General features: G+C 63.4%; 26 protein-coding genes. All 26 read left to right on the forward strand.

Annotation, left to right across the window (positions count from 1 at the left end; genetic code table 11):
• Positions 1 to 262 precede the first annotated feature (262 nt).
• The 26 genes from NLM15_RS17035 to NLM15_RS17160 all read left to right on the forward strand — a co-directional run bounded on the left by NLM15_RS17035 (position 263) and on the right by NLM15_RS17160 (position 25,987).
• Positions 263 to 1,582, forward strand: coding sequence for an extracellular solute-binding protein (locus NLM15_RS17035; protein ID WP_254118217.1), 1,320 nt, complete (start codon positions 263 to 265; stop codon positions 1,580 to 1,582).
• A gap of 155 nt (positions 1,583 to 1,737) precedes the next feature.
• On the forward strand, positions 1,738 to 2,625 hold the full coding sequence (locus NLM15_RS17040; protein ID WP_254124267.1) for an ABC transporter permease subunit: 888 nt from the start codon (positions 1,738 to 1,740) through the stop codon (positions 2,623 to 2,625).
• 1 nt (position 2,626) lies between these two features.
• Positions 2,627 to 3,547, forward strand: a complete 921-nt coding sequence (locus NLM15_RS17045; RefSeq protein ID WP_254118219.1) for an ABC transporter permease subunit — start codon at positions 2,627 to 2,629, stop codon at positions 3,545 to 3,547.
• Positions 3,548 to 3,556: 9 nt separating this feature from the next.
• The gene (locus NLM15_RS17050; RefSeq protein WP_254118221.1) at positions 3,557 to 4,318 is read left to right on the forward strand and encodes a glycerophosphodiester phosphodiesterase family protein; all 762 of its coding nucleotides are present in this window, start codon (positions 3,557 to 3,559) and stop codon (positions 4,316 to 4,318) included.
• A complete protein-coding gene (locus NLM15_RS17055; RefSeq protein WP_254118223.1) occupies positions 4,315 to 5,850 on the forward strand; it encodes an alkaline phosphatase in 1,536 nt (511 codons plus the stop codon). Before NLM15_RS17050 ends, NLM15_RS17055 begins: the two co-directional genes overlap by 4 nt.
• 1 nt (position 5,851) lies before the next feature.
• Positions 5,852 to 6,652, forward strand: a complete 801-nt coding sequence (locus tag NLM15_RS17060) for an inositol monophosphatase family protein (RefSeq protein WP_254118225.1) — start codon at positions 5,852 to 5,854, stop codon at positions 6,650 to 6,652.
• A complete protein-coding gene (locus NLM15_RS17065; RefSeq protein ID WP_254118226.1) occupies positions 6,649 to 7,596 on the forward strand; it encodes a sugar-binding transcriptional regulator in 948 nt (315 codons plus the stop codon). The genes NLM15_RS17060 and NLM15_RS17065 overlap by 4 nt, the downstream gene beginning before the upstream one ends.
• Positions 7,593 to 9,059: a xylulokinase gene (gene xylB / locus NLM15_RS17070; protein WP_254118227.1), complete on the forward strand. Its 1,467-nt coding sequence runs from the start codon at positions 7,593 to 7,595 to the stop codon at positions 9,057 to 9,059. The genes NLM15_RS17065 and xylB overlap by 4 nt, the downstream gene beginning before the upstream one ends.
• A gap of 79 nt (positions 9,060 to 9,138) precedes the next feature.
• A complete protein-coding gene (locus tag NLM15_RS17075) occupies positions 9,139 to 10,155 on the forward strand; it encodes an alcohol dehydrogenase catalytic domain-containing protein (protein ID WP_256565451.1) in 1,017 nt (338 codons plus the stop codon).
• 31 nt (positions 10,156 to 10,186) lie between these two features.
• On the forward strand, positions 10,187 to 10,852 hold the full coding sequence (locus tag NLM15_RS17080) for an HAD family phosphatase (RefSeq protein WP_254118229.1): 666 nt from the start codon (positions 10,187 to 10,189) through the stop codon (positions 10,850 to 10,852).
• Positions 10,853 to 11,493: 641 nt separating this feature from the next.
• Positions 11,494 to 12,840 (forward strand): ABC transporter substrate-binding protein, encoded by a 1,347-nt coding sequence (locus NLM15_RS17085; RefSeq protein ID WP_254118230.1) that lies wholly within the window; start codon positions 11,494 to 11,496, stop codon positions 12,838 to 12,840.
• Positions 12,841 to 12,942: 102 nt separating this feature from the next.
• Positions 12,943 to 13,902 carry a carbohydrate ABC transporter permease gene (locus NLM15_RS17090; protein ID WP_254118231.1) on the forward strand — a complete coding sequence of 320 codons (960 nt, stop codon included), beginning with the start codon at positions 12,943 to 12,945 and terminating at the stop codon, positions 13,900 to 13,902.
• Positions 13,899 to 14,852 carry a carbohydrate ABC transporter permease gene (locus tag NLM15_RS17095; RefSeq protein ID WP_254118232.1) on the forward strand — a complete coding sequence of 318 codons (954 nt, stop codon included), beginning with the start codon at positions 13,899 to 13,901 and terminating at the stop codon, positions 14,850 to 14,852. Before NLM15_RS17090 ends, NLM15_RS17095 begins: the two co-directional genes overlap by 4 nt.
• Positions 14,849 to 15,061: a hypothetical protein gene (locus NLM15_RS17100; protein ID WP_254118233.1), complete on the forward strand. Its 213-nt coding sequence runs from the start codon at positions 14,849 to 14,851 to the stop codon at positions 15,059 to 15,061. The genes NLM15_RS17095 and NLM15_RS17100 overlap by 4 nt, the downstream gene beginning before the upstream one ends.
• 6 nt (positions 15,062 to 15,067) lie before the next feature.
• Positions 15,068 to 16,165, forward strand: coding sequence for an ABC transporter ATP-binding protein (locus tag NLM15_RS17105; RefSeq protein WP_254118234.1), 1,098 nt, complete (start codon positions 15,068 to 15,070; stop codon positions 16,163 to 16,165).
• Complete coding sequence (locus NLM15_RS17110; protein ID WP_254118236.1) at positions 16,158 to 17,165, forward strand: ABC transporter ATP-binding protein; 1,008 nt, start codon at positions 16,158 to 16,160, stop codon at positions 17,163 to 17,165. Before NLM15_RS17105 ends, NLM15_RS17110 begins: the two co-directional genes overlap by 8 nt.
• On the forward strand, positions 17,162 to 17,776 hold the full coding sequence (gene dhaL, locus NLM15_RS17115) for a dihydroxyacetone kinase subunit DhaL (protein ID WP_254118237.1): 615 nt from the start codon (positions 17,162 to 17,164) through the stop codon (positions 17,774 to 17,776). The genes NLM15_RS17110 and dhaL overlap by 4 nt, the downstream gene beginning before the upstream one ends.
• The gene (gene dhaM / locus NLM15_RS17120) at positions 17,773 to 18,159 is read left to right on the forward strand and encodes a dihydroxyacetone kinase phosphoryl donor subunit DhaM (RefSeq protein WP_254118238.1); all 387 of its coding nucleotides are present in this window, start codon (positions 17,773 to 17,775) and stop codon (positions 18,157 to 18,159) included. The genes dhaL and dhaM overlap by 4 nt, the downstream gene beginning before the upstream one ends.
• Positions 18,152 to 18,466: an HPr family phosphocarrier protein gene (locus tag NLM15_RS17125; RefSeq protein ID WP_254118239.1), complete on the forward strand. Its 315-nt coding sequence runs from the start codon at positions 18,152 to 18,154 to the stop codon at positions 18,464 to 18,466. The genes dhaM and NLM15_RS17125 overlap by 8 nt, the downstream gene beginning before the upstream one ends.
• A gap of 4 nt (positions 18,467 to 18,470) precedes the next feature.
• Complete coding sequence (ptsP, locus tag NLM15_RS17130; RefSeq protein WP_375166844.1) at positions 18,471 to 20,069, forward strand: phosphoenolpyruvate--protein phosphotransferase; 1,599 nt, start codon at positions 18,471 to 18,473, stop codon at positions 20,067 to 20,069.
• A complete protein-coding gene (locus NLM15_RS17135) occupies positions 20,066 to 20,497 on the forward strand; it encodes a hypothetical protein (RefSeq protein ID WP_254118242.1) in 432 nt (143 codons plus the stop codon). Before ptsP ends, NLM15_RS17135 begins: the two co-directional genes overlap by 4 nt.
• 37 nt (positions 20,498 to 20,534) lie before the next feature.
• Positions 20,535 to 21,524, forward strand: a complete 990-nt coding sequence (gene dhaK, locus NLM15_RS17140) for a dihydroxyacetone kinase subunit DhaK (RefSeq protein WP_254124268.1) — start codon at positions 20,535 to 20,537, stop codon at positions 21,522 to 21,524.
• 535 nt (positions 21,525 to 22,059) lie between these two features.
• A complete protein-coding gene (locus tag NLM15_RS17145) occupies positions 22,060 to 23,019 on the forward strand; it encodes a fatty acid desaturase (RefSeq protein ID WP_254118243.1) in 960 nt (319 codons plus the stop codon).
• 393 nt (positions 23,020 to 23,412) lie between these two features.
• The gene (locus NLM15_RS17150) at positions 23,413 to 24,348 is read left to right on the forward strand and encodes an NrtA/SsuA/CpmA family ABC transporter substrate-binding protein (RefSeq protein WP_254118244.1); all 936 of its coding nucleotides are present in this window, start codon (positions 23,413 to 23,415) and stop codon (positions 24,346 to 24,348) included.
• Positions 24,345 to 25,124 (forward strand): ABC transporter permease, encoded by a 780-nt coding sequence (locus NLM15_RS17155; RefSeq protein ID WP_254118245.1) that lies wholly within the window; start codon positions 24,345 to 24,347, stop codon positions 25,122 to 25,124. The genes NLM15_RS17150 and NLM15_RS17155 overlap by 4 nt, the downstream gene beginning before the upstream one ends.
• Entirely contained in the window at positions 25,112 to 25,987 is an 876-nt protein-coding gene (locus tag NLM15_RS17160) for an ABC transporter ATP-binding protein (protein WP_254118246.1), read from the forward strand. Before NLM15_RS17155 ends, NLM15_RS17160 begins: the two co-directional genes overlap by 13 nt.
• Positions 25,988 to 26,042: the final 55 nt, after the last annotated feature.

The following is a 26,042-nucleotide window of genomic DNA, read 5'->3' on the forward strand; positions in this document are numbered from 1 at the left end:
GCCGTCGCTCTTCCACGCGGTGCCCCGGGCCACGCCACGCGCCTCTTGATTGATACCCGGCCAACGACGCGCCTTATCGCAACCCAACCGGATGCCGCCTTGCGGCCGAGGGCGCATGTCTGTCGCCGCGATGTTACGGGCCGTCGCGCTGGAACAAATCTGCCCCTTTCATCGTCGTGACACATATGTCATTATAAGAATACAAATGCTCAATGGCGCCGGGGCAGCCGGTTGACCGGGCTTTGACAGGGGAGGACCATCCATGAAGCGCGCATCATTCATGGCGGTTTTGTTCACGGTTTTGGCGTTGGCGCCTTCGGCGCAGGCTGCGCGTATAGAAGTGCAGTGGTGGCACGCGATGAGTGGCGTGCTGGGCGACCGGCTCAACGAGGTGGTCGATAAATTCAACAAGTCGCAGGACAAATACACCGTCGTGGCGGTTGCCAAGGGCAATTACGACGAGGTGACCAACGGCGTCATCGCCGCCTATCGCGCCAAGCGGCCGCCTGAAATGGTGCAGATCGCCGAGCGCGGCTACATGACCATGCTGCTGTCGGAGGCGGTCGTGCCGGTGCAGGATCTCTTGGAGAAGCAGGGCTATAAGATCGATTTCGCCGATTTCATCAAGCCGGTGGCGAGCTTCTGGAGCTACAAGGGAAGGATGTCGGCGCTGCCGTTCAACTCCTCGACGCCGATCTTCTGGTACAACAAGGATCATTTCCAGAAAGCGGGCTTCGACAAGCCTGCCGACACCTGGCAGGAGCTGGAGAAGCAGCTCTATGCCATCAAGGCCAAGGGAATCAGTGAATGCGGCACCGTGCTGCCCGGCGATTTCTACTGGAGCCTCCTGGAGAACTACAGCGCCATCAACAACCAGCCCTATGGCACGCTTGCCAACGGCTTCGACGGGCTCGGTACCGAGTTCGTCTACAACAGGACCAAGGTCGTCTCGCAGGTAGCTCGCTTAAAGAAGTGGCTCGACGATGGCATCATGCAGATCGCGGGGCAGGGGTTTAGCCCGGAACAGCTCTTCACCTCCGGCCGCTGCTCGACCTTCGTCAACTCGACCGCATCACACGGCAATATCGAGCGCAACGCCACCATCAACTGGAGCGCCACGTTCCTGCCGCATGAGAGCGACATTGATCGACCGCTCAACAGCACGATCGGCGGCGGCGCGATCTGGGTGCTGAAGGGGCACACGCCGGAGCGTTACGAAGCGGTGGCTGCGTTCCTCAACTTCGTTGCCCAGCCGGAGACCCAAGTATGGTGGCATGGCGCGACCGGCTATGTTCCAGCGACCAACCGCGCCTACGAGCTGGCGCGCGAGCGTGGCTATTACAAGGATCATCCGACCCGTGAGATCGCCGTGCTACAATTGTCGCGCGGAACGCCCAACGAGAACTCGCGCGGCTTCCGCTTCGGCAATTTCGTGCAGACCATGCTGGCGCAGCGCCAGGAGGTGGAGGCGGTCTTTTCAGGTCAGAAGCAGCCGCAGCAGGCGATGGATGACGCGGTCAAGCGTGGCAACGAGATCCTCCGTCAGTTCGAGAAGCTCAATGCCGGGAAAAATCTCGAGTGACTGCTGACGGCGTGCGTTCGTCTGCGACATGGCGTGACGTGGCTGTGCCTGCACAACCGCGTTCCGCCGCAGTGTCGGCCGAACCGACTTCGCACGGCGCCGGCCGGGCGTCCGCGTCGCGGAAGGAGAAAACGCGGCCCGCGCAGGAGGCGGGGCTGAAGCGGGCGAATTTCGGCGAGGGGCCGGGCCTGCCGACCTTGCTGCTGCTGCCGCAATTTTTGATCCTGCTGTTCTTCTTCTTCATCCCTTCGCTGCGGGCATTGACTCAATCGGTGCTGCTGTCCGATCCCTTTGGCACCACGGTCCAGTTCGTCTGGCTCGACAATTTCACGGAATTGTTCGCCAGCGGCGAATACCGCCAGTCGATGTGGGTGACGTTTCAGTTCACCGTCGGGCAGAACGTGCTGACGCTGCTGGTTGCGCTGGTGCTTGCCTTTGCCACCGACCACATCATCCGCGGCCGCTCGGTCTACCGCACCATCATTCTCCTGCCCTATGCGATTGCGCCGGCGATCGCCGGCATTCTCTGGGCCTTTCTGTTCAATCCGGCGGTCGGGCCGCTCGCTCAGATTCTGCATGGGCTCGGAATCGCCTGGGATCCGAACCTCAATCCAAACCACGCGCTGCTTCTGGTGACGCTGGCCGCCTCGTGGAAGCACATCTGCTACGATTACATCTTCCTGGTGGTGGGCTTACTGGCCGTGCCGGTCTCGCTGATGGAGGCTGCGGCCGTCGACGGTGCCGGCCCGATCCGGCGGTTTGTCTCGATCGGCCTGCCGATGCTCGGGCCGACCGTGTTCTTCCTCGCCGTGATGAACTTCATCTACGGCTTCTTCGAAACCTTTGCGATCATCGACGCCGTCACCAAGGGCGGTCCAGCCGGCGCCACCAACATCCTCGTCTACAAGGTCTATGTCGACGGCTTCGTCAATCTCAACCTCGGCTCCTCCGCCGCGCAGTCGGTGCTGCTGATGAGCTTTGCGTTGCTCTGCACGCTGCTGCAGTTCCGCTATTTCGACCGCAAGGTCAACTACGGGGTCTGAGATGGTCGAGCGCGCACCTGTCCTCAGTTTCGTCTGCCATGCGATCCTGATCGCGGGCGCGCTGATCGTGTGCGTGCCACTCTATTTTGCCTTTGTCGCGGGCTCGCTCTCGATCGCCGAGGTGCAGAAGGTGCCGCTACCCTGGCTGCCGGGCGATCAGTTCCTCAGCAATCTGCAGGCAGCCTGGGTGAAGGCGAATTTCAGCCGCACCTTCGTCAACTCGGTCGTGGTGGCGCTCGGCATCACCGCGGGCAAGATAGCGGTATCTCTGCTCTCCGCTTTCGCCATCACTTATTTCCGCTTCCGCTTCCGGATGCTGGCATTCTGGTTGATCTTCGTCTCGCTAATGCTTCCGATCGAGGTGCGGATCGTGCCGACCTTCGAGGCGGTGGCCAACGCGGCGCTGCCGATGCAATGGCTCGCCGACACCCTGCACCTTGCCGATCTCTGGCACTGGATCAGCGGCCACGACGTCACGATCGCGCTCGAATGGAACATGGTCAATACCTATCCGGGCCTGATCCTGCCGTTGATTGCCTCTGCGACAGCGACCTTCCTGTTTCGCCAGTTCTTCCTGACGGTGCCCGACGAACTCTGCGAGGCGGCGCGGCTCGACGGTGCCTCGCCGCTGCGCTTCTTCTGGAGCATCCTGCTGCCGCTGTCGGTACCGAACATGGTCGCACTTGCGATTATCCTTTTCCTGTTTGGCTGGAATCAATATCTCTGGCCTCTGCTGTTCACGACTGACAAGGACATGGCGACAGCAGTCATTGCCCTGAAGAACCTGATCCCGCGCTCCGACAGCGAGCCGGCCTGGAACGTCGCCATGAGCGGCGCGCTCCTGACCATGCTGCCGCCGACGCTCGTGATCCTGCTGTTGCAGCGCTGGTTCCTGAAGGGGTTGGTCGACAGCAGCAAGTGAGGAGATAAAATGGTTTTCATCGCCGGACATCGGGGCGGGCGGGATCTTTGGCCCGAGAACAGCCTGCTCGGCTTCCGCAGATTGTGCGACCTCGATGTCGATGCGGTCGAGTTCGATGTGCACCAGAGCTCGGACGGCGGGATCGTCGTCATCCACGATCCCCTGCTCGACCGCACCACGCATGATTCCGGTCCGGTCGGCGAGCGCAGCCTGAACCGGCTGACCTCGACGCGGCTGCGTGATGCCGGTGACGAGTGCATCCCGACCTTGTCGTCCGTGCTCGACGTGTATGCCTCAACCGCGCTGGAACTGCATATCGAGATCAAGACCGACGCCCTGGGTAACGCCTATCAGGGACTCGAGGCGAAAATCATCGAGGAGATCAAGCGACGTGGTCTCGAGCGACGGGCGGTCATCACCTGTTTCGTGCCCGAGGTGGTCGAGACGGTGCGGCGGCTGTCGCCAGATGCGCGGGTGCTGCTGTCGCTCGACCGCCGCTCGGCGGAGATGATGGGCGGGATTGCACCGGCGCTGGAACGGCTCGCAAAGATCCGCGACTGCATCGTGGCGATCGAAAAGGCGCTGCTGACGCCGGCACTGCCGCTGGCGCTCGGCATCCTCGGCACCTCCAGGCTCGGCGCCTGGGTCACCAACACGCCGGAGGATATCGGCTACTGGTTGGCCCAGCCGGTGCGGCAGATCACGACCGACCGGCCGGATCTCGCCGTCGACATCAGGCGCAGGCGCGCGGCGGTGCCGGCCGCGTCATGACGGGAATTCCGCGCCGGCATTTTCTTGTTGGATCGCTGGCGGGGGCCGCGTTTGCGGCCCCCTGCGGCATCGTGCGCGGCGCACCCGTCACCTTAAGCTCCGATCCCTATACGCTCGGGATCGCCTCCGGATGCCCGCGCGTGGACCGCGTCATCCTGTGGACGCGTCTCGCGCCGCAGCCGCTCGAAGACGGCGGCATGCCAGATACGCCAGTCGAAGTGGAATGGCAGGTCGCGGAGGATGAGAAGTTTGCGCGTGTCGTTGCACGTGGCACCGAGCGCGCGACGTCCGAGTTCGCACATTCCGTGCATGCCGAGGCGAGGGGGCTGCAGCCCGATCGCGTCTACTGGTACCGCTTCCGCGCCGGTACGGCCGTGAGTCCGGTCGGGCGCACGCGCACCGCGCCGGCCGGGCGCAAGGCGCGCGTCCGGTTCGCCTTCGCTTCCTGCCAGCAATACGAGCAGGGCTTTTTCAGCGCCTATCGCGATATGGCCACGCGCGATCTCGATCTTGTCGTGCATCTCGGCGACTACATCTACGAACGATCCTGGGGATCGCGCCATGTGCGCAAGCACGGCGTCGGAATTCCGACGACGCTGGCCGAATATCGCAATCGTTATGCGCTCTACAAGACCGACGTCGACCTGCAGGGGGCTCACGCAGCCTTTCCGTTTCTGTCGATCTGGGACGACCACGAGGTCATGGATGACTACGCCAATGACCGCTCCTACACGGTGCACGATTCCGTGCAGTTCCTGAAGATCCGGGCCGCCGCCTACCAGGCCTATTACGAGCACATGCCGTTGCCGCCCTCGGCGCGGCCGCACGGGCCGGATGCCACGATCTACGAGCATTACCGGTTCGGTGATGTGATGGACGTGTTGCTGCTCGATGACCGGCAATATCGTTCGGCCTCCGCCTGCACGAATAGCGGGCGGCCGACCTGGATCGCGCCCTGTGCCGAGCGGATCGAGGAAGCGCGCACCATGCTGGGGCGAGCTCAGGAAAAATGGTTCGATGACCGCCTGTCTGATTGTCGTGCACGCTGGACCATCGTCGCGCAGCAGACCTTGATGGCGCAGGACCGTCGCGACGCCGATGACGGCGACCACTATTGGATGGACGGCTGGGATGGCTACCCCAATGCCCGCCGTCGCCTGCTTGATGCGCTCGCCGCGCACCAGACGCGCAACCCGATCGTGATCGGCGGCGATCGCCATGCCTTCTATGCTGGCAGCCTGAAGCGCGATTTCACGCGTCCCGACGAGCCGGCGGTCGCGACCGAATTCGTCGGCACGTCCATTACCTCGGACGGGCCGGGCGAAGTCTCGACACGCAAGGCGCTCGCCGAGAACCCGCATCTTGCCTTTGCGAGCGGCGACAAGCGTGGCTATGCCACTGTCGAGCTCGACGAGAAGACCTGCAGGGTCGGTTTCGAGGCGGTAGACGACGTCAAGGACATCAAGAGCAGCGTGCGGCGGCTTACGACCTTTGTAGTCGAGGACGGGACGCGAGGACCAAAGGCGATCTGAAATGTCTGTCGATACCGAAATGATGGCGCTGATGCGCGGTGCCGAACCGATTGTGACCCGCGCAGCCGCGACGCTGGTCGAAATGCAGCGCAAGCCGCGCGCGACCACGCGCAAGGAATTGCGCGATATTGTCACTGACGCGGATCTCGCCGCGGAAAGGATCGTCATTGACGGGCTGAGGGCTCTGACACCCAACGCTGCAATCCTGTCGGAGGAGGCGGGCTTTAGCGGCACGCTGACGGCTTCGCGCTGGATTATCGACCCGCTCGACGGCACCGTGAATTACGCCGCCGGCCTGCCGTGGTTTTCGGTCAGCGCGGCCTATCACGACGGCGGGGAAGCGCTAATCGGGCTAGTCGAGTCGCCGCTGTCTGGTATCAGCGGCCGCTACGTGCGCGGCGCGCTTGCGACCATCAACGGCGTGCCGGCGAGGGTGTCAGATACGCGGTCGCTTTCCGATGCCGTCGTGTCGGTCATTCTGACCTCGAACTTCCAGCCCGACGAGGTACGGATGGCGGCCGCCATCGTCGAGCGGCTTGGTTCGGTGGTTCGTGGCGTCCGCATCGTCGTTTCGGGCGCACTCGAAATGGCATGGATTGCGGCCGGCCAGCTCGACGCCTTCGTCTCGACCAGGGCCGATCTCGTCTCTCACGCGGCGGCCATGCCGCTGGTGCGAGCGGCAAACGGGCGCGTGACGACAATCGCGGGTGTCGACTCGCAATTTGACGATTTGCAGAAGATTGCCACAAATGGTCACATCCACGACGAGCTTCTGACATTGCTCCAGGAGATTGCGCTTTGAGTGACCAGACTATTTTGCGGATTGCCTGGCTCTATTACATGGAGAATCTAACCCAGGCCGAAATCGGCGAGCGGCTCGGGCTGACGCGTGCGCGCGTGAACCGCATGCTATCCGAGGCCCGGCACTCGGGCATCGTCAGTATCCGGTTGAACTCGCAGTTCGCGAGCTGCACCGAGCTGGAGCACCAGTTGCGTGAGCGGTGCGGGCTGGACGATGCGGTTGTGATCCCGAGCCCGGAAAATCCTGAACTGGTCGCAAGCCTGATCGGGATGGCGGCCGGGGCCTACCTGTCCAAGTTCCTGGAAGAGAAGCGCCCGCGCACGATCGGCATCGGTTGGGGTGCGACCCTGCGGGAAACGATTCGCCACGTCACGACGGCGGAGTATCCGGAGCTCTGGGTCGTCTCGATGATGGGGGGGCTGTCGCGCGGGCTCGAACTCAATACGTTCGAGATCGCGGGCGAGCTTGCGCGCCGGCTGCATGCCAAGTGCAGCTATTTGGCCGCTCCGATCTACGCAAGCAGCAAACGATCGCGCGACACCTTTATGGCACAGGAGATCTATGCGGAGGTCCTGGAGCGTGTCGGCCGGCTCGATCTCGCGCTGCTCAGCCTGGGAGACCTCACACCGCGCTCCCTGCTGGTGCGGCACGGCCTGCCGCCGGATGTGGGCATCGAGGATCTGCGCGCAGCGGGCGCGGTCGGAGACGTTCTGGGCCAGTATCTCGATCAATCTGGCCGGCAGATCGACCACGGCATCAATTCCCGCGCCATCGCGCTGCCGATCGAGAAGCTCGCGAAGACACCGACCGTGATGCTGATCGCGGGAGGTACCAACAAGGCGCCGGTGATCGCGGCGGCATTGCAGGGACGGATCGGCAAGGTGCTGGTCACGGACGAGAAGGCGGCTGCCGGAGCGCTCAAGCTGATCGGCAAACAGAAATGAGCCTGTTTCTGGGCATCGACATCGGCACATCAGCCGTGAAGGCGATCATCGTCGATGCCGAGGACCGCGAGCAGGCAAGTGCGGTAGTTCCGCTATCGATCGACAATCCGCAGCCACTCTGGTCCGAGCAGCATCCGGATGCCTGGTGGACGGCTTCAGCCGCCGTGCTCGACCGTCTCGCCACCGATCATCGGAAACTCATGTCCGGTGTGGTGGCGCTCGGTCTTTCCGGCCAGATGCTCGGTGTGGCCTTGATCGACGCCGCCGGACGGCCGATCCGGCCAGCGCCGCTCTGGAACGACGGACGAGCGGGCGCCGAATGCGCAGAGCTCGACGCCAAGGTGACTGATTTCGCGGGCGTTGCCGGTGCTCGGCCGATGCCGGGCTTTTCCGCACCAAAAATCCTCTGGCTATCGCGCCATGAGCCCGACGCCTTGAAGCGCACCCGGCGCATTTTGCTGACGAAGGACTATGTCCGCCTTTGCCTGACGGGTGAGGCGGTATCGGATCGTGCAGATTCATCGGCGACACTGCTGATGGACACCCGGGCCGGGGCATGGTCTCCGCTGCTTGCCGAAGCGTGCGGGATTGGCGTCGATGTGCTGCCCGATCTCGTCGAGAGCGGTGCGGTTGGCGGCACGCTGCGACCCGAATTGGGGCGACGTTTTGGCTTGCGCGCCAATCTGCCCATTGCCGGCGGCGCGGGTGATAACATGGCCGGCGCGATTGGTGCCGGCGTAATTCGCGCCGGCGACGCATTCATCAGCCTTGGGACGTCGGGCGTCTATTTTGTCGCCAACGACCGTTTTGTGCCGGCACGCGGCCAGGGCATGCACACCCACAGGCATGCGGTGCCTGGCTTGTTCGGCCAGCACGGTTGCGTCCTGAGCGCAGCGAGCGCGCTGAACTGGGTCGCGGGCGTCTTGGGTATTGCCTCGATCGAGCGCTTTCTTGCCGAGATCGAAGCCGCGGATTTGTCGCCAGCCGATATTCCGGTATTTTCGCCTTATCTCGGCGGCGAGCGGACGCCGCATGACGATCCGCTCGCCACCGCAACGCTGTCGAATTTGCGCAGCACAGCCGGGCCGCTTCACATCGGTCGCGCCGTCCTCGAGGGTGTCGCTTTCGCGATTGCCGACTGCCACGATGCGCTGACTGCGGCGGGGGCGGCGATGGGAACGATCGCACTTGTCGGCGGCGGCGCGCGCAGCCGGTTTTGGGGACAGCTCATCGCGACCGCAATCGACCGGCCCCTGCTTTTGCCGCCGCTGGCCCCGCTGGGGCCAGCATTGGGGGCTGCGCGACTGGCGCGCCAGGCGAGCGGCGGTGGATTGAGCGACGAGGGCGACCGCCGCGGAATGACCGTGCTCGAGCCACACGCCGGCCAGCGCTCGGGATTGGAGGAACGGCGCGCCGTCTACCGGCAGCATTATGCAAAAATCGCCTCACGAGAACATTTGTAAATATAAGAATACATATGTATAGTTCTGGTGCTGCCGAGAGCGGCGACGCCGGAAACATCCAGAAGTCAGGGTTTTGAACATGCGCGCAGCGGTTCTCCACGATGTTCGCGATATTCGCGTCACCGAAATTCCGACGCCAACGCCGGCCGCTGACGAGGTCATCGTGCGGGTCAAGGCCGTGGGCGTGTGCGGCAGCGATTTGCATTCCTATCTGGAGGGCGGAACGACCGGTCCGACCCGGATCAATCCGTTCGTGCTTGGGCACGAATTCTCGGGCACGCTGACGCCTGAGAGTGCACGTCGGGCAGGGCTGCCGGCGGATGCGCTGATGGCGGTCGATCCCGCTATTTCCTGCGGTCGCTGTGAATGGTGCCATCGTGGCCATACCAATCTGTGCCCGCACGTGCGGTTTCTCGGCTACGCGCCGAACAACGGCGCCATGGCCGAGTTCATCTGCGTGCCGACATCCGCGGTGCATATCGTGCCTGACAGCATCGACCCCGCAGGCGCGGCGATCCTGGAAACGCTCGGCGTTGCAATCCACGCCATGGACCTCGCACGCCCCCGATTGATGGAAACCGTCGCGGTGCTTGGCTGTGGTCCGGTCGGTTTGCTGCTGATTCAGTTGGCGCGCTTGGCTGGCGCCAGCAAGATCATCGCGATCGACCCGGTCAAAGCACGAGCGGATCTCGCCTGCGATCTTGGCGCCGACGTCGGCTGCGGCGGTCCGGAAGAAGCTGCCGGCTTTACCAACGGCCGCGGCGCCGACCTCGTCATCGAGGCGACCGACTCCTCGCACGGCTTCGAGCATGCCGCGCGCAGCGCCCGCATTGGTGGCCGGCTCGTCATCGTCGGAATCCCCGAGAATAATCAATATTTGCTGAGTGGTGCGGAATCGCGCCGCAAGGGCCTGTCGATCAAGTTCTCGCGCCGCATGCCGGAGGTCTATCCACGGGCGATCGCCCTGGCACAGAGTGGTCGCGTCAAGCTCGCACCCCTTGCCACGCATCGGTTTTCGCTGGACCAGACGCCGGCGGCGTTCGAACAGCAAGTCACGCGCCGCGACGGCATCATCAAGGCGATCATTTACCCCTAGCTCTGCATGTGCGGGCGCGCGAGTTCAGTGAATGGCCAAAGCGTTTATTTTCGATTTTGACGGCGTTATCGCTGACAGCGAGGTGCTGGCCAATACCCTGCTTGCTGAAGTCGTGACCGAGCTAGGCGTGCCGACGACACTCGAGGACTCCTATCGCGCTTACCTGGGCAAGCGGCTCAGCGAGATCATCTTGGAGATCGAGAAGAACGTCGGTCGGCCGCTGCCCCCATCGTTCGCCGCTCAGTTTCAGGCCAGAACGCTAGATCGCTTCAAGCAGGCACTCGCGCCAATTCCCGGCGTGCGAGAGTTCATTGCAAAGTTCAGCCACGTCCCCCGATCCATCGCGTCATCTTCGTCGCCGGACAGGCTCGCCCTCTGCCTCGATGTCCTGGACATGGCGCCTCTTTTCGAAGGGCGCGTGTTCAGTGCGTCCAATGTTGAACGCGGCAAGCCGTATCCTGACATTTTCCTGCACGCCTCGGCCAGCATCGGAATTCCCCCGAGCGAATGCATCGTCATCGAAGACAGCCCGAGTGGCGTGATGGCAGCACGCGCGGCCGGGTGTACGGTCGTTGGCCTGCTCGCGGCGGGACATATCCGCGAAGACCATGGCGCGCTTCTTAGGAAGGCCGGGGCTCACTACCTTGCGTTGGACTACCTCGAAACGGAGCGCATCGTTGGCGAGCTGCTCGACTGACTTGCGCGTGCGATGCCTCGAGAACGAGAGGTGGGATTCGCGTGTGCATGACCAGATTTGTACAGGGCAGGGGATGACAAGCATCCTGACGCGCAATTCAGTTGACGGGGCAGCGTCGTTTCCTCGGTTGCTCTAGTTGGCAAGCGGCGCAGATCGGCTAGATGCGCACGTAGGTAAAGCTGCTTTGCAACGGGCGACCACTCACGCGAATGCGTTGCGTGTGAAGGCCGCGGAGGTCTGGTTTGCTTCTGGGTGCTGACGTTTTCACGATGCCGGCTGGGATACGTGCCGGCCTCCGGTAATTGCAGTCAGCGAGAGCCGACACGATCCGTACAGGCACGATATCGCGGGGAGATGTTCGACCCGCTTCTTGCGGTGGAACGATCATTCCCAGACCTAGGACAAAGATCAAGCGCTGGCATCAGGCACGCCGTGTCGAAGCCAACTCCGCTTGCAATGTTTAGTAAATCGTGGTTCACTAAACAATTCGAGCCTGCCGGGCCTATAGAATCCGGGTGGCGCGAGGAAACGCCAGTTTAGTTATTCAGCTCGTCACGGACTGTGTCGCTCTGCTCGAAGCATTCGAGCGGGATGGAAAGCCGCGCCATGTCGATGGCCGGCCCACTCGGAGGGAACGTGTAATGAAACGGACATTGAAGGCGCTTGCTGTTGCGTGCGGGGCTACCGTCTCCGCGTTTGGCGTCGGAGCGGGGACCACGCCCGCACAGGCTCAGGGCAAAACCATCACGCTGTGCTGGGCCGCATGGGATCCGGCCAACGCGCTGGTCGAGCTTTCGAAGGACTTCACCGCCAAATCGGGGATCGGTATGAAGTTCGAATTCGTGCCGTGGACCAACTATGCCGATCGCTTCCTGAACGAGCTCAATTCGCGCGGCTCGTTGTGCGATCTCATCATCGGCGATTCACAATGGATCGGCGGCGCCGCGGAGAACGGCCAGTACGTCAAGCTCAACGATTTCTTCAAGAAGGAAGGAATCAGCATGGACGACTACATGCCGGCAACTGTGGTCGGCTATTCCGAGTGGCCAAAGAACACGCCGAACTATTGGGCGCTGCCGGCGATGGGCGATGCGGTGGGCTGGACCTATCGCAAGGACTGGTTCGCGCGGCCGGACGTGCAGAAGGATTTCAAGGCCAAGTACGGCCGCGAGATCGGCGTGCCGAAGACGCTCGACGAGCTCAAAGACATCGCGCAATTCTTCCAGGGCCGCGAGATCGACGGCAAGAAGGTCTATGGCGCCTCGATCTACACCGAGCGTGGCTCGGAAGGCATCACCATGGGCGTGTCGAACTACCTCTACGATTACGGCTTCAAATACGACGATCCAAAGAAGCCCTATGCGATGGACGGGTTCGTGAACTCGGCCAGCGCGGTGAAGGGGCTCGAGGCCTACAAGGAGCTCTACAAGTGCTGCACGCCGCCCGGCGCCTCCAATTCCTACATGTCGGAAGGGCTTGATGCCTTCAAGTCCGGCCAGGTCGCGCTGCAGATGAATTTCTTCGCGTTTTTCCCGGGCCTCTACAAGGACCCGAATGTCGGCGGCGACAAGATCGGCTTCTTTGTCAATCCGGCCGGTCCCGCCGCGCAGGCGACGCAGCTCGGCGGACAGGGCATCTCGGTGGTCTCCTACTCCAAGAACCAGGCCGAGGCGCTGCAATACATCAAGTGGTTCTCCGGCGGCGACGTCCAGAAGAAGTGGTGGGCGCTCGGCGGTTATTCCTGCGCCAAATCCGTGCTGAACGACCCGAGCTTCCCGAACAGCGCGCCCTTCGCCAAGGAGTTCCTGCAATCGATGGGCATGGTGGTCGACTTCTGGGCCGAGCCTTCCTACGCCCAGCTGCTGCAAGCCGAGCAGAAGCGTGTGCATGACTATGTGGTGGCCGACAAGGGCACCGCAAAGGAAGCGCTCGACGGTCTGGTGAAGGACTGGAAGGCGATCTTCAAGGAAGAAGGCAAGAAGTTCTGAGATGAGCTGCCCGGAGCGCGTGCGCTCGCGCTCCGGGTTTCCTTCGAGATGACCGGAACCGTCGCAGTGTCGACGACCCCGGTACCAGGATCGGTCGACGCAATGAATGAACTGAGTGCCTCTTCGCGGATCATCTATCGGGCCGTCATGGTCCGGCCGGGTGTGGCGCGTCGTATCCGGGGCCTGTCGGACAGGACGCTCGCCTGGCTGTTCATCACGCCGACGATCGTGCTGCTGCTGGCGATCAACATCTTCCCGCTGCTCTGGACGATCTATCTGTCGTTCACGAATTACCGCGCCAATCGCGCCAACGTGCCGACGATCTGGCTGGGCGCCGATTGGTACCAGTCGATCCTGACCGATCCGGACATCTGGGCGGCGATGCAGGTGACGGCGCATTTCGTGATTTGGACGGTGGTGATCGAGACCGTTCTTGGATTTGGCCTTGCCTATCTCATCGACAAGAAGTTCCGCGGCCACGGCCTGTGGACCACGATCATTCTGCTGCCGATGATGCTGTCGCCGGCCGTAGTCGGCAATTTCTGGACGTTCCTGTACCAGCCCCAGATCGGATTGTTCAATTACGTGGTCGCCTTCTTCACCGGCCGCGCGGCCTCGTCCTTCCAGATGCTGGGCGACGTCACGCTGAGCCCCTGGGCCATCGTCATCGTCGATGCCTGGATGTGGACGCCCTATGTGATGCTGATCTGCCTCGCCGGCTTGCGGTCGATCCCGGACTATATCTACGAGGCGGCGGAGGTCGATCGCGCGTCGAAATGGCGGCAGTTCTGGTCGATCACGCTGCCGATGGCGCTGCCGTTCATCATGCTGGCGGTGCTGTTCCGCGGCATCGAGAACTTCAAGATGTTCGACATGGTCAATCTGCTCACCGGCGGTGGGCCGGGGTCGACCACGGAAGTCGCGTCGATCACGCTCAAGCGTGCGGCGTTCGAGAGCTGGCGCACCGGCTATTCCTCGGCCTTCGCGATCATCCTGTTCGTGACGGTCTTCGGCCTCGCCAACATCTACGTGAAGGCGCTGAACAAGGTGAAAAGCCGATGACATCAGCCACCACAGCCCATTCGGTCGTCGAGCCGTCGGCCACGACGCGGCGCTTTGCCGGCTCGCTCGTCGTGCTCTATGCCATCATCACCATGATCCCGCTGGTGTGGATCATGCTCACCGCGTTCAAGTCGCCGGACGATGCGATCTCCTATCCGCCAAAAGTGATGTTCAAGCCGTCGCTCGAAGGTTTCTGCAATCTGTTCACGACGCGCTCGCGCCAGACGCCGGAGTTCATCCGCTCGCTCGGACCGCCGCGGGGGCTTTGCGACAGCATCGCCCGCGACCGCAACATGGTGGTCGCCGGTCCCTCGAACTATGTGCCGCGCTTCGTCAACTCGCTGATCATCGCGTTCGGCTCGACCGTGCTCGCCGTCGCACTCGGCACCTTGTCGGCCTATGGCTTCTCGCGCTTCCGCGTGCCGCTGAAGGACGACCTCTTGTTCTTCATTCTGTCGACCCGGATGATGCCGCCGATTGCGGTCGCGATCCCGATCTATCTGATGTACCGCACCGTCGGATTGTCGGACACAAGGCTCGGGATGATCCTGCTCTACACCTCGGTCAACGTCTCGCTCGCCGTCTGGCTGCTCAAGGGATTCATCGACGAAATCCCCCGCGAGTACGAGGAGGCGGCGATGATCGACGGCTATACCCGGTTTCAGGCCTTCGTGAAGGTGGTGCTGCCGCAGGCCACCACCGGAATCGCGGCAACCGCGATCTTCTGCCTGATCTTCGCCTGGAACGAATACGCCTTCGCGGTGCTTCTCACCTCGGGCAACGCGCAGACGGCGCCACCGTTCATCCCGATCATCATCGGCGAGGGCGGGCAGGACTGGCCCGCAGTGGCCGCCGGCACGACGCTGTTTCTGGTGCCGATCGTGGTGTTCACGGTGCTTCTGCGCAAGCATCTGCTGCGCGGCATCACCTTTGGAGCCGTTCGCAAATGAGCCTCGATGCCAACTCATCCATCGCGCATCGCGGTCTCGCGGACCACATGCTGCGCCGCGGCCCGCTCGAAGCCGTGGCAACGACGATCATCGCCGCCGGTGTTGTGATGCTGATGCAGCCGTTCTCTCTGACGCTGTATTCCTGGTCGTTTGCGACGACCCTGTTCGGCACGGTGATGTTCACCATCGTGTCCAAGGTCCGGGAGTAGGGCGCGATGGCACAGATCAAGGTCGAGGCGCTCGACAAATCCTTCGGTGATTTTCATGCGGTCAAGTCCGCCAGCTTCACGGTGGAGGACGGCCAGTTCCTTTGCCTGCTCGGGCCGTCCGGCTGCGGCAAGACCACGACGCTCCGCATGATTGCCGGCCTGGAGTTGCCGACGGCAGGTACGATCCGGTTGGACGGCGAAGACGTGACGATGAATCGCGCATCCGCGCGCGACATCGCCTTCGTGTTCCAGCTCTTCGCGCTCTATCCGCACATGAATGTCCGGCGCAACATCGGCTTTCCCCTGACATGCGAGGGCATCGGTGCGGCCGAGCGCGACCGGCGCGTTGTTGAGGCTGCGCGGATCTTGCGGATCTCGCATCTACTCGACCGCTCCGTCTCCGGCCTCGCCGGCGGCGACCGGCAGCGTGTGGCGCTTGGACGAGCCATTGTGCGCAAGCCGAAGTGTTTTCTGATGGACGAGCCGCTCGGCGCGCTCGATACCGAGATGCGCGAGGCCATGATTCACGAACTGCGGGCTCTGCATGACCGCTTGGGAGCGACGACCGTCTATGTCACCCATGACCAGCTTGAAGCCATGGCGATGGCTGACAGGATCGCGGTGATGAACAATGGCGTCGTCGAGCAGGTGGCGAGTCCGCGCGACATCTATGACCGGCCGGCTTCGCTGTTTGTCGCGGACTTCATCGGCTCGCCGCCCATGAATTTCCTGCCGTTCCGTGGCGGTTTGCAGACCGGCGCAGAGGCGATCCGGCTTGGCGAACGCGACGTTGCAATTCCTGCCGCGCGTGAGGCGATGGCGGAGAGCGAGCTGGTGCTCGGCGTGCGGCCCGAGCATGTGCGCTTCACCGATGGCGGCATGGTGCGCGGCGAAGTCTATGGCACGGAATATCTAGGAACGACACAGATCGTGACCGTGACGACGCGTTACGGCGCGCTCAAGGCCCGCTCACCTAGCAGCAGATCGTTTCGGACCGGCGAGACTGTCGGGCTCGACTTTCGGCCCGATACGCTGTCGATCTTCGACAAGGCATCCGGCCGGGCGATTCGCACCGCGCTGCATGAGGGAGGCGCGCATGGCTGAGGTTGAGATCATCTCCGTCTCCAAGGCGTTCGGCAAGACGCAAGCCCTGAGCGATCTGTCGCTGACCGTCGGCGACGGCGAGTTCGTGGCATTGCTCGGGCCGACGGGTGCCGGCAAGACTACGGCATTGCGCTTGATCGCCGGGCTGGAGCAGCCGGATAGCGGTTCGATCCGGATCGACGGGCGCGATGTGACCGGTGCCGCGCCGGCGGACCGCGATGTCGCCTTCGTCTTCCAGCAATATTCGCTGTATCCGCACCTCACTGTGTTCGAGAACATGGCTTTCGCGCTGCGCGCGCCGCCCCGCCGCGTGGGCGAAGCCGATATCCGCGCGAAGGTGCAGGAGGTCGCGCGGCTTCTTCACATCGAGACCAAGCTGGACAACAAGGCGACGCAGCTGTCGGGCGGGCAGATGCAGCGCGTTGCGATCGGTCGGGCGCTGGTCCGTTCGCCCTCGATCTATCTGATGGACGAGCCGCTGTCCTCGCTGGATGCCAAGCTGCGCGGCGAGCTGCGTCTGGAGCTCAAGCGGATCCAGGTCGATCTCGGCGCGACGATCCTCTATGTCACCCACGATCAGACGGAGGCGATGACCATGGCATCGCGCATTGGCGTGATTGAAGGAGGGCGGCTGATGCAGATCGGATCGCCGCGTGAGATCTACGAGAACCCGATCAACGCGCATGTCGCGGCGCGGCTGGGCCAGCCGGCGATCAATCTGCTGCCGGCGGCCCTGTTTGCCGGCACGCCGGCCGGCGCCGAGACCATCGGCGCGCGGACCGAGCACCTGACGATCGCGCGCGGCGGTGGCGACGTCTCGGCAACCGTCAAGCGGGTCGAGCACCTTGGCGACCAGAGCCATCTCCATCTCGATCTCGCTGGCCGGCCGGTTGTGACCCTGGCAGATCCCGAGGCGGGCTTTGGCGCAGGGGACGTTGTGTCGCTCCGGCTGAACAGACCGCTGTTTTTCGATGCGAAGGGCGGGAGGGTAGCGGCATGAGCCTCGATCGGGTAGCCAGGGAAAGACTGGTGCGAGCGCTGGCAGGAGCGGTGATCGAACACGCGGACGAGTTGACGAGCCTCGATCAGGCGATTGGCGATGGGGATCATGGGCTGAACATGAAGCGCGGTTTCGAGGCGGTGCTCGCGGCATTGCCGGGCCTTGCCGACAAGTCGCTCCCGGACATGCTGAAGGCGATCGGAATGACTTTGGTCATGAAGGTCGGCGGTGCTTCGGGGCCGCTGGTCGGGACATTCTTCATGGAACTGGGCAAGGCCCTTCCGGAGCACCCGAGCCGGGCCGATCTCGTCGCCGCGACGGAGAAGGCGGTTGAGGCCGTCAAGGCGCGTGGCCGTTCCGAAGCAGGCCAGAAGACGCTGCTGGATGTTCTGGTGCCGGTGCACGCCGTTCTGGCGGGCGGCGGCGATGCAAAGGCGATCGCAGCTGAGGCTGCGCAAGCGGCCGATCGCACCACGCCGATGCAGGCGATTCGCGGCCGCGCGTCGTTTCTTGGCGAACGTTCCATCGGTCATATGGACCCGGGCTCGCGCTCGGCGTCCCTTTTGATCGGCGCAGCAGTTGAGACACTGGAGTTCGAGGTCAATACATGAGCAATGTCGGAATTGTCATCGTATCGCATTCGCCGAAGATTGCGGAAGGCGCGGCCGATATGGTGCGGCAGATGGTCGGAGACGCGGTGCCGCTCGCCTGGACCGGTGGCGACGTCGATGGTGGGCTCGGTACCAATGTTGCAGGAATCCTCGAGGCGATCGGGACGGCCTGGTCACCGGCAGGCGTCGCGATTCTCGTCGATCTCGGCGGTGCCGAGACCAATTCGGAGATGGCGGTGGAGATGCTCCCCGAGGATCGGCGCGCGCGCGTGCTGGTCTGTAACGCCCCGGTGGTCGAGGGAGCTGTGATCGCTGCGACCGAATCTTCGGGCGGCTCATCGCTTGCCGCCGTCAAGCGCAGTGCGGAGGAATTCTATGCATGATGCCAACGCCAACCGGGCGGCTCAGACGTTTGCGCCGCTGACCGCCTCGGCGGTCCTGGTCAATCCGGTCGGCCTGCACGCGCGGCCATCGGTGAAGCTCACGCAATGCGCGAAAGGCTTTGCCGCAAAGATCGAAATTGCGCTTGCCGCCGACGGCCCCTGGACGGACGCTAAGAGCCCGGTGAAGGTAATGCGTGTGAAGGCGCCGCAAGGCGCAACGCTGCATTTCCGCATCGCCGGTCCTGATGGCGAGGCGGCGCTCGCGGCCATGCTGGCGCTGGTGCATGACGGTTTCGGCGAGGCCTGAGACCGTGGGCGAGATCCAACTCACCGGCCATCCCGCCTCGCCAGGCCTCGCCATTGGTCCCGTCGCCGTGTTGACGAGTACGGTGGTGAGTAGGGCGGCGAAGGGCGCCCCGGCCCAGGAGGCCGCAGCGCTGAAGGCGGCGATCGAGGAAGCAGCAGCGGACCTCGCCGACCTGATCGCGACGGTTCATGGCGAGGCCGCAGAGATCCTGGAATTCCAGGTCGCGATGCTCGGTGACGATGCGCTTGCCGAGGGGGCTTACGAAGCTATCGCGGGTGGTGCGGCCGCCGATGAAGCCTGGCGCGCGGCACTCGATGCGGAGATAGCCGGCTATCGCGCGGCGGATGATGAATACTTTCGGGCTCGTGCCACCGATTTGGTCGACATTCGCGATCGCGTGCTGGCGGGTCTGAATGGTGCCGATACGATTGCAAAAATTTCCGGCGATTCCGTCGTCATGGGTGATGACATTTCGCCGTCCACCTTCCTGGCCGTCGACTGGACGCGTGGCGGCGCCATTGCGCTGGCTAGCGGATCGCCGTCATCGCATGTCGCGGTGCTCGCGCGATCGCGTGGCGCCCCCATGGTGGTCGGATTGGGCCCGTTGCCATGGAACGGACAGCCGCCGTCACTGGCGCTGGTCGACGGCGACGCCGGCACCGTGATCTTTGATCCCAAGCCGGAAACGCGCCGCCTTTTCGAGCAGCGCATGGCGGCGGCAAACGCGGCGCAGATCGCTGCCGACGCGGGCCGCCTCAAGCCGGGGCTGACGGCCGATGGACGGCGCATCGCCGTCCTGCTCAACGTCGCCGCGCCCGAAGATCTCGCGGGCCTCGATCCCGCAATCTGCGACGGTATCGGCCTCGTGCGGACAGAGTTTCTATTCGAAGGCTCGAGGGGGCTGCCAGGCGAGGATGCGCAATATGCGGTCTATCGGCGCATTCTCGAGTGGGCTGCAGGACGACCGGTGACGATCCGCACCCTCGATGCCGGTGGCGACAAGCCAATCGTCGGCTTGACGATCGATGGCGAGCGCAATCCATTCCTGGGCTTGCGCGGGATCCGGCTCTCGCTGGCGCGGCCGGAGGTGTTTCGCTTGCAGTTGCGGGCGCTGTGCCGTGCGGCTGTCCATGGAACACTGAAGGTGATGCTGCCGATGGTCGCGGTCCCGTCGGAGCTCGACCGCGCCAAGGCCATGCTGGACGCGGAGTTTGCGACCCTCACGGCAGAGGGCATCGCCTGCGCGCGGCCGCCGCTCGGCATCATGGTTGAGGTCCCGGCCGCAGCGCTATGCGCCGAGGATTTTGATGCGGCGTTCTATTCCATCGGGTCGAACGACCTGACCCAATACACGATGGCCGCGGCACGCGATATCGGCGCCGTTGCCGACCTCAACGATGCCGGCCATCCGGCGGTGGTGGCGCTAATCGCAAGGACGGTCGAGGCCGGACGTAGGCGCGGCGTCGAGGTCTCCCTCTGCGGCGATGCCGCGGCCGATATGCGTCTGACGAAGGCGCTGCTGGCGACAGGCTTGACGACGCTCTCGGTCTCGCCGATTGCGGTGGCGCGGCTCAAGGCCGCCATTGCCGGGGTGACCGCATGAATGACGATGCAGGCGAAGACATAAGCCGGCCGGGCGACAGCAATGTCGCGGATTACAAGTTCATCCTGCGGCGGGCCCTCGACAACCGGCCGTCCGGGACGCGGCTGAAGCTCGCGGCAGCGCTCGGCAAGAACCGCTCCTTCGTCAGCCAGATCACCAATCCGGCCTATCTGGTGCCGATCCCGGCCAAGCATGTCGCGATCATCTTCGAGGTCTGCCATCTCTCCGGTGCCGAGCGCGCGGCGTTCCTCGAAGCCTATGGTCGCGCGCATCCGGGCCGGCTGCGCGGTGCCCATCGCGAGGCCCGCACGCGCGTTGTGACCGTGACGGTGCCTGATCTCGGCGACGACAAGAAAAATCGCGCGCTGGAGCAACTCATCGTCGACTTTGCCGCCCAGCTCGCGCGCTACGCCGAAAGCATCGGCTGACGAATTCGAAACACAAAAAGATAACCGGGAGGACGCCATGAAAAAGCTGATCAACAGCGCCGACACGGTGCTCGAAGAGAGTCTCGACGGATTGGCGGCGGCCCATGCCGATATCCTGCTGCTCGGTGCCGAGAGAAAGTTCGTGCGCCGCCGTACTCTGAAGCCGGGCAAGGTCGCGCTCATCTCTGGCGGCGGCTCCGGCCATGAACCGCTGCATGCGGGCTTTGTCGGCCACGGCATGCTCGATGCGGCATGTCCGGGCCAGGTCTTCACCTCGCCGACGCCGGATCAGATGATCGAGGCGGCGGAGGCCGTCGACACCGGGGCAGGCGTGCTCTTCATCGTCAAGAACTACGAAGGCGATGTGATGAATTTCACGATGGCCGCCGAGATGGCCGGGCGTGAGGTCGCAAGCGTGGTGACCAACGATGACGTCGCGGTCGAGAAATCGACCTACACGACCGGCCGTCGCGGCGTCGCGGGGACGCTGATCGTGGAAAAGATGGTCGGGGCCGCGGCCGAAAAGGGAATGCCGCTCGCCGCGCTCAAGACGCTCGGCGATGACGTCAACCGGCGCACCCGCTCGATGGGCGTGGCGCTGCTGCCGTGCACCGTCCCGGCGGCGGGCAGGCCGAACTTCACCCTGGCTGACAACGAAATGGAAATGGGAGTCGGCATTCATGGTGAGCCGGGGCGCCGCAGGGTGCCGCTGGCCTCTGCCGATGACATTGCTGCCGAGATGCTCAACTCAATCCTGAGCGATCTCGCACCCGGCAGGGGCAGCGAAGTCCTGCTTCTGGTCAACGGGTTTGGCGCAACGCCACTGATCGAACTCTATCTGATGGTCAACAGCGCCAAGCGGATTTTGGACGGGGCGGGGATCGCAGCGACGCGTTTCCTGACCGGTTCTTACGTGACGTCCCTCGACATGGCCGGTGCCTCGATCACCGTCTCCGTGCTCGACAGCCAGTCAAAGGAATTGTGGGACGCCCCAGTGCATACAGCCGCGCTACGCTGGGGTATCTGATGGATTTTGTCGTGGTCGGGTGATGCCGCTGCCGTCAGGCCGCGGTTGCATCTCGGGGATGGAGTCGCGAAAGGAGCGCAGGAGGCTGCCCGGGAGCGTGGTCAGATGCTCGACTTTGCGGACTTATTTTTACGATCGCCGCGGCGGTCTCGTGCGCCGGTGCATCCTTTTACTGGCACTGAGCTGCCCATTGCGCTGGCGGTTCAACGATGAAGGCTGCATGTGCGCGACGTGTGCATCGGAAGATCAACAAGAATCTTGTGACGGCCAACGCGGTCCGCACGCAGCGCTCGCGGAATAGGATCTGGACCTGATTGCCCAAAACGGCACTGGCGATTGGCCCGGCGACGCTCCATCGCCGGGCCAATGCGGTGAGGCGAAGGCCGCAATCTCGGATGCCTGGTGGCTAATGCCCGTGAAATTAATTGCTTCTGCGATGCGGCGTCGCTCCCTAGTTTCGGTCTGTGCTTGACGAATTCCAGCGTCCGCACGAGCACGGTCAAGTGCGTGATCCCGGAAGGAGACGACTACGATCATGAGCAATGCGATCACTGCCGCCGGAGAAAAGCCGCTGACTCCGACCATGCTGCGCGAATTATCGGTGCGGTCCGATTGGCAAGGCCTGGTCCGTGCGGCCAGCCACTACGGCGTCATCGTCGCTGTCGGCGCGCTGATCTGGCTGGTCTCGTCGCGATACGGAATCGTCTGGGCGTTGCCGCTGGTCGTCGTCCAAGGCTACTTTGTCGCATTCCTGTTCATGGTGGTGCACGAGACCGCCCATAAGACGGCGTTCCGCAGCCGCGCGCTCAATCTCGCCTTCGGTCATCTCTCCGCGTTCGCGGTCGGCTTGCCTTACGAGTACTACTGCCTGTTCCACTGGGATCATCATCGCTATACGCAGGATCCAAAGAGGGATCCGGAACTACTGTCGGTTCCGATCCCGACTTCGGACGCGCAACTGGTGATCGTCTATAGCGGCTTGCGGCAGGTAGCCTTCCGGGCGCGGCTGATGCTTCGCCATGCGTTGACCGGCAACGCCACATCGCCCTGGATTCCGGAAAGCAAACGCCACATTGTCGTGACGGAAGCGCGCCTCTATCTGGCAGGCTACGTCGCGCTGCTGCTGGCATCGGTCGCGCTGCAAACTTTGATCCTGTTGTGGATCTGGGTCGTTCCCGTGATCGTCGGTCAAGTGTTTCTGCGTCCGTATCTCCTTGCCGAACACACCGGTTGCGATCGCACACGCAGCGCCTTCCAGAATACGCGCACCACTTATACCGCCATGTTTGTGCGCTGGTTTGCATGGAACATGCCCTATCATGTCGAGCACCATGCCTATCCTTCGATTCCGTTTCACGCGCTGCCGAAACTGAACCGGATCGTCGCCGAGCAGATCGTCCACCGCGGCCCTGGCTACATCGCAGTGACGCGGCAGACGTGGGCTTGGTTTCGCCGCGCACGCAATGGCATCGAAAGCGCGATCGGTTCTGATTGAATCGAGATCAGGGCCTGACGAAAGCCAGCAGGGTGCCGTTGCCGCAGGCAGCGGCGCGCAGATGCCGCCCGCGCTGCGAACGCCGGTCGCGCGCCTTTGCTTCTCCGGAGGCGGTTCCGATCCCGAACAGATCAGCCCCGGCTACGATGCGCCCAAGGAGTGGGCAGCTTGATGAATTTATTGCCGCGGTCACAGTCGGAAGCTGCTCTGCTTACGCAAGAATTGGGCAGCGTCGGGCCTTGTCGATTAATTGCTTCACGGTCTCCCGTCTTCAGACGACCCTCTCGCCACGGTCGATCACTCCGGTCGCCGGCATCACAGGGGTTTGGCATGCGATCAACAACCGCTCTTCGCTCTGCCGTGTTCGTGCTATCTGCGTCCTTTCTGTTTGCGATGCCTGTGCGCGCGACAGCCGAAGAATTGCGGAAGGCGCGGCTCGCCCAGAATCTTGGGCCGATCTCAGGACTGGCGATCATCGCCAATGCGAAAGGCATTTTCGCCAAGCAGGGGCTCGACATCTCGGTCTCCAATTTCACCAGCGGGAAGCAGTGCCTCGATACGGTGCTTGGGGGAGGGGCGGATATCGCGACAACCGCCGAGGCGCCGGTCACGGCGGCCGCGATGGCGCAACAGCCGATCGCCTTCGTGGCGGGGATGGAATATTCGGATCTCAAGACCATGACCGCAGCTTCTGCCGGGATCAGGACGAAGGCCGATCTGCGTGGAAAGCGAATCGCCTTTACGGCCGGAACCGGCAGCGAAGTTTACACGTCGGTTCTGTTGAAAGCGGCGGGCCTGACATCGAAGGACGTGACGCTCGTCAACCTGCGACCTCAGGAGATGCTTCCCGCCATGGCGGCCGGCAGTATCGACGCGTTCGATACCTGGGAGCCGCACGTCGCGAATGCGAAGAAGGCTCTTGGCGAAGGCGCGATCCCGCTTGAGACCAAAGGTCTCTACTCGGAGACCTTCAACATTGTCGTTACGCAGTCTTACCTCGCGGCCAACCCGGCGACCGTCAGCAAGTTCCTGGCGTCCCTCATCGAAGCCGAGGGCTGGCTCAAGGCGCATCCGGATGAAGCGATCGACGTCATCGCCGCAGCGACCGGGATGAAACGCGATGAATTGGCTGCGATCTGGCCAGACTACATCTACCATGTGCGTCTCGACGACAGGATTCTCGCGACTCTGAAAACCCATGCCGCCTGGCGGCTCGAGACCGGCAATCATCCCCCTGGAGCGAGCATGCCCGATTTCTCGAAAGTCTTGGTGACGGCGCCGCTGAAGGCGCTCGATCCAGCTCGCGTCACACTGGAGGCGCGCCCGTGAGCGTCGGCGGACGCAGCAGTGCGCGCGCGACCGCACGGCTGAGCGTACTGGTCGCTATCCTCTCCGTGCCCGCCTTCACAGGCGTGTGGGAACTGGTTGCGCGCTCCGGCATCGTGAACGCCGTGCTGTTTCCGCCGCCATCGACCGTCGCTGTCGCCGTTCTCGAATGGATCCGCAGCGGACAGTTTTTCGGGGACCTGATGGCGAGCCTCTCGCGCGTGGCCGCGGGATTTGCGATCGGGGCCGCGGGCGGGATCGTACTTGGCGTCCTGACTGGCAGGTTTCGGCTGGTGTCCAGCCTGCTTTCACCCTTGTTTCACATCCTTCGACCAATTCCTCCCATCGCCTTCGTGCCGATCGTCATCCTCTGGTTTGGCCTCTCGGAGACAGGCAAGCTCTTCCTGGTCGTTTGGGGCGTGTTCTTCACGGTATGGCTCGCGACCCACATAGGGGTGCAGAAAGTCGACCGTGGACTTATCCGTGCCGCCCAGATGCTCAGCACGCCGCAACCGCAGATGCTGTGGGAGATCGTCCTTCTTGGCGCGCTGCCTTATATCACGGTCGGTCTTCGGACCGCGGTGAGCATCTCTTTCTACACGCTGGTCGCCGCGGAGTTGGCGGGAGCGTTCGCCGGTATCGTCTACCGTATCGAAATTGCGCAACAGAACATGCAAACGGGTCAGGTCATGGGCGGGTTGGCGGCTCTCGGGTTGCTTTCCTTCGTCGCCGACCGTTCCTTCGCGATTCTTGCCGAACGTGCGGTGTGGTGGCGATGATCCCGAGCCTGCTTCGTCCAGACCAGCCGCTCAGGCTCGTGGATACGTACTCGCCTTCCGCGCCGGCGCGTCAGGCGATCATCCGGGTCGAGGAGCTGAGTATCGTCTTCGATGCGCCGAGGGGACAGGTTATCGCGGTCGACCGCGTATCCCTGGCGGTAGCCCATGGGGAATTCGTCTCGATCGTCGGTCCATCCGGCTGCGGCAAGTCCACGCTCCTGAATGCGATGGCCGGCCTCGAGCGGCCGTTCGAAGGTCAGGTGCTCATAGCCGGCGAAGCAATGCTCGCGCCACGGCCCGAGATCGGGATGGTCTTCCAGCAGCCACATCTGTTTCCGTGGAAATCGGTGCGCCGGAACATCGCGCACGGGCCGCGCGCCCTCGGCAAGCCGAAAGCGGAGGCGCTGCGGATTGCCGACGACCTCATCGAGATGATCGGACTGACCAAATTTGCGTCGTCATATCCGCACACGCTGTCGGGAGGCATGCAGCAGCGGGTTGCGATTGCCCGTGCCCTCGCCAATCAGCCGCGTGTGCTGTTGATGGACGAGCCTTTCGGAGCGCTGGATGCGCAGACCCGGGCGGTCATGCAGGACAATCTGCTCGAGCTCCGCGAGCGGATCAACGCAACAATCGTCTTCGTCACACACGACATCGATGAAGCGATCCTTCTCTCTGACCGTGTGCTGATCATGAGCGCGGGACCAGGCCGCATCCTCAAAGACCTTCAGGTGAGCCTGCCGCGACCGCGCTCCAACGCCATCGTTGCGGAGGCTGCCTATCTCGCCCTCAAGCGGGATTGCCTTGACCTGATCCGCTCGGAAGGCCGCAGGGCCTTCGAGCAGCTGGAAATCAGGAGGTAGGCGCCTGACGACATCGTCTGGCACGGCTCTTGAATGGTTTTCCTTGCGGCGGCAA

Origin of the sequence: Bradyrhizobium sp. CCGB20 (assembly GCF_024199855.1) — a bacterium.
Lineage (GTDB): Bacteria > Pseudomonadota > Alphaproteobacteria > Rhizobiales > Xanthobacteraceae > Bradyrhizobium.

Bases quoted from the DNA above. Each gene is read 5' to 3' on its own strand.
- NLM15_RS17150 (WP_254118244.1), top strand. From the start codon at position 23,413: ATGCCTGTGCGCGCGACAGCCGAAGAATTGCGGAAGGCGCGGCTCGCC.
- NLM15_RS17125 (WP_254118239.1), top strand. From the start codon at position 18,152: ATGCATGATGCCAACGCCAACCGGGCGGCTCAGACGTTTGCGCCGCTG.
- NLM15_RS17050 (WP_254118221.1), top strand. From the start codon at position 3,557: ATGGTTTTCATCGCCGGACATCGGGGCGGGCGGGATCTTTGGCCCGAG.
- NLM15_RS17080 (WP_254118229.1), top strand. From the start codon at position 10,187: ATGGCCAAAGCGTTTATTTTCGATTTTGACGGCGTTATCGCTGACAGC.
- NLM15_RS17095 (WP_254118232.1), top strand. From the start codon at position 13,899: ATGACATCAGCCACCACAGCCCATTCGGTCGTCGAGCCGTCGGCCACG.
- dhaK (WP_254124268.1), top strand. From the start codon at position 20,535: ATGAAAAAGCTGATCAACAGCGCCGACACGGTGCTCGAAGAGAGTCTC.
- NLM15_RS17100 (WP_254118233.1), top strand. From the start codon at position 14,849: ATGAGCCTCGATGCCAACTCATCCATCGCGCATCGCGGTCTCGCGGAC.
- NLM15_RS17055 (WP_254118223.1), top strand. From the start codon at position 4,315: ATGACGGGAATTCCGCGCCGGCATTTTCTTGTTGGATCGCTGGCGGGG.
- NLM15_RS17045 (WP_254118219.1), top strand. From the start codon at position 2,627: ATGGTCGAGCGCGCACCTGTCCTCAGTTTCGTCTGCCATGCGATCCTG.
- NLM15_RS17085 (WP_254118230.1), top strand. From the start codon at position 11,494: ATGAAACGGACATTGAAGGCGCTTGCTGTTGCGTGCGGGGCTACCGTC.
- xylB (WP_254118227.1), top strand. From the start codon at position 7,593: ATGAGCCTGTTTCTGGGCATCGACATCGGCACATCAGCCGTGAAGGCG.
- dhaL (WP_254118237.1), top strand. From the start codon at position 17,162: ATGAGCCTCGATCGGGTAGCCAGGGAAAGACTGGTGCGAGCGCTGGCA.
- NLM15_RS17105 (WP_254118234.1), top strand. From the start codon at position 15,068: ATGGCACAGATCAAGGTCGAGGCGCTCGACAAATCCTTCGGTGATTTT.
- dhaM (WP_254118238.1), top strand. From the start codon at position 17,773: ATGAGCAATGTCGGAATTGTCATCGTATCGCATTCGCCGAAGATTGCG.
- NLM15_RS17135 (WP_254118242.1), top strand. From the start codon at position 20,066: ATGAATGACGATGCAGGCGAAGACATAAGCCGGCCGGGCGACAGCAAT.
- NLM15_RS17145 (WP_254118243.1), top strand. From the start codon at position 22,060: ATGAGCAATGCGATCACTGCCGCCGGAGAAAAGCCGCTGACTCCGACC.
- NLM15_RS17035 (WP_254118217.1), top strand. From the start codon at position 263: ATGAAGCGCGCATCATTCATGGCGGTTTTGTTCACGGTTTTGGCGTTG.
- NLM15_RS17075 (WP_256565451.1), top strand. From the start codon at position 9,139: ATGCGCGCAGCGGTTCTCCACGATGTTCGCGATATTCGCGTCACCGAA.
- NLM15_RS17060 (WP_254118225.1), top strand. From the start codon at position 5,852: ATGTCTGTCGATACCGAAATGATGGCGCTGATGCGCGGTGCCGAACCG.
- NLM15_RS17090 (WP_254118231.1), top strand. From the start codon at position 12,943: ATGAATGAACTGAGTGCCTCTTCGCGGATCATCTATCGGGCCGTCATG.
- NLM15_RS17110 (WP_254118236.1), top strand. From the start codon at position 16,158: ATGGCTGAGGTTGAGATCATCTCCGTCTCCAAGGCGTTCGGCAAGACG.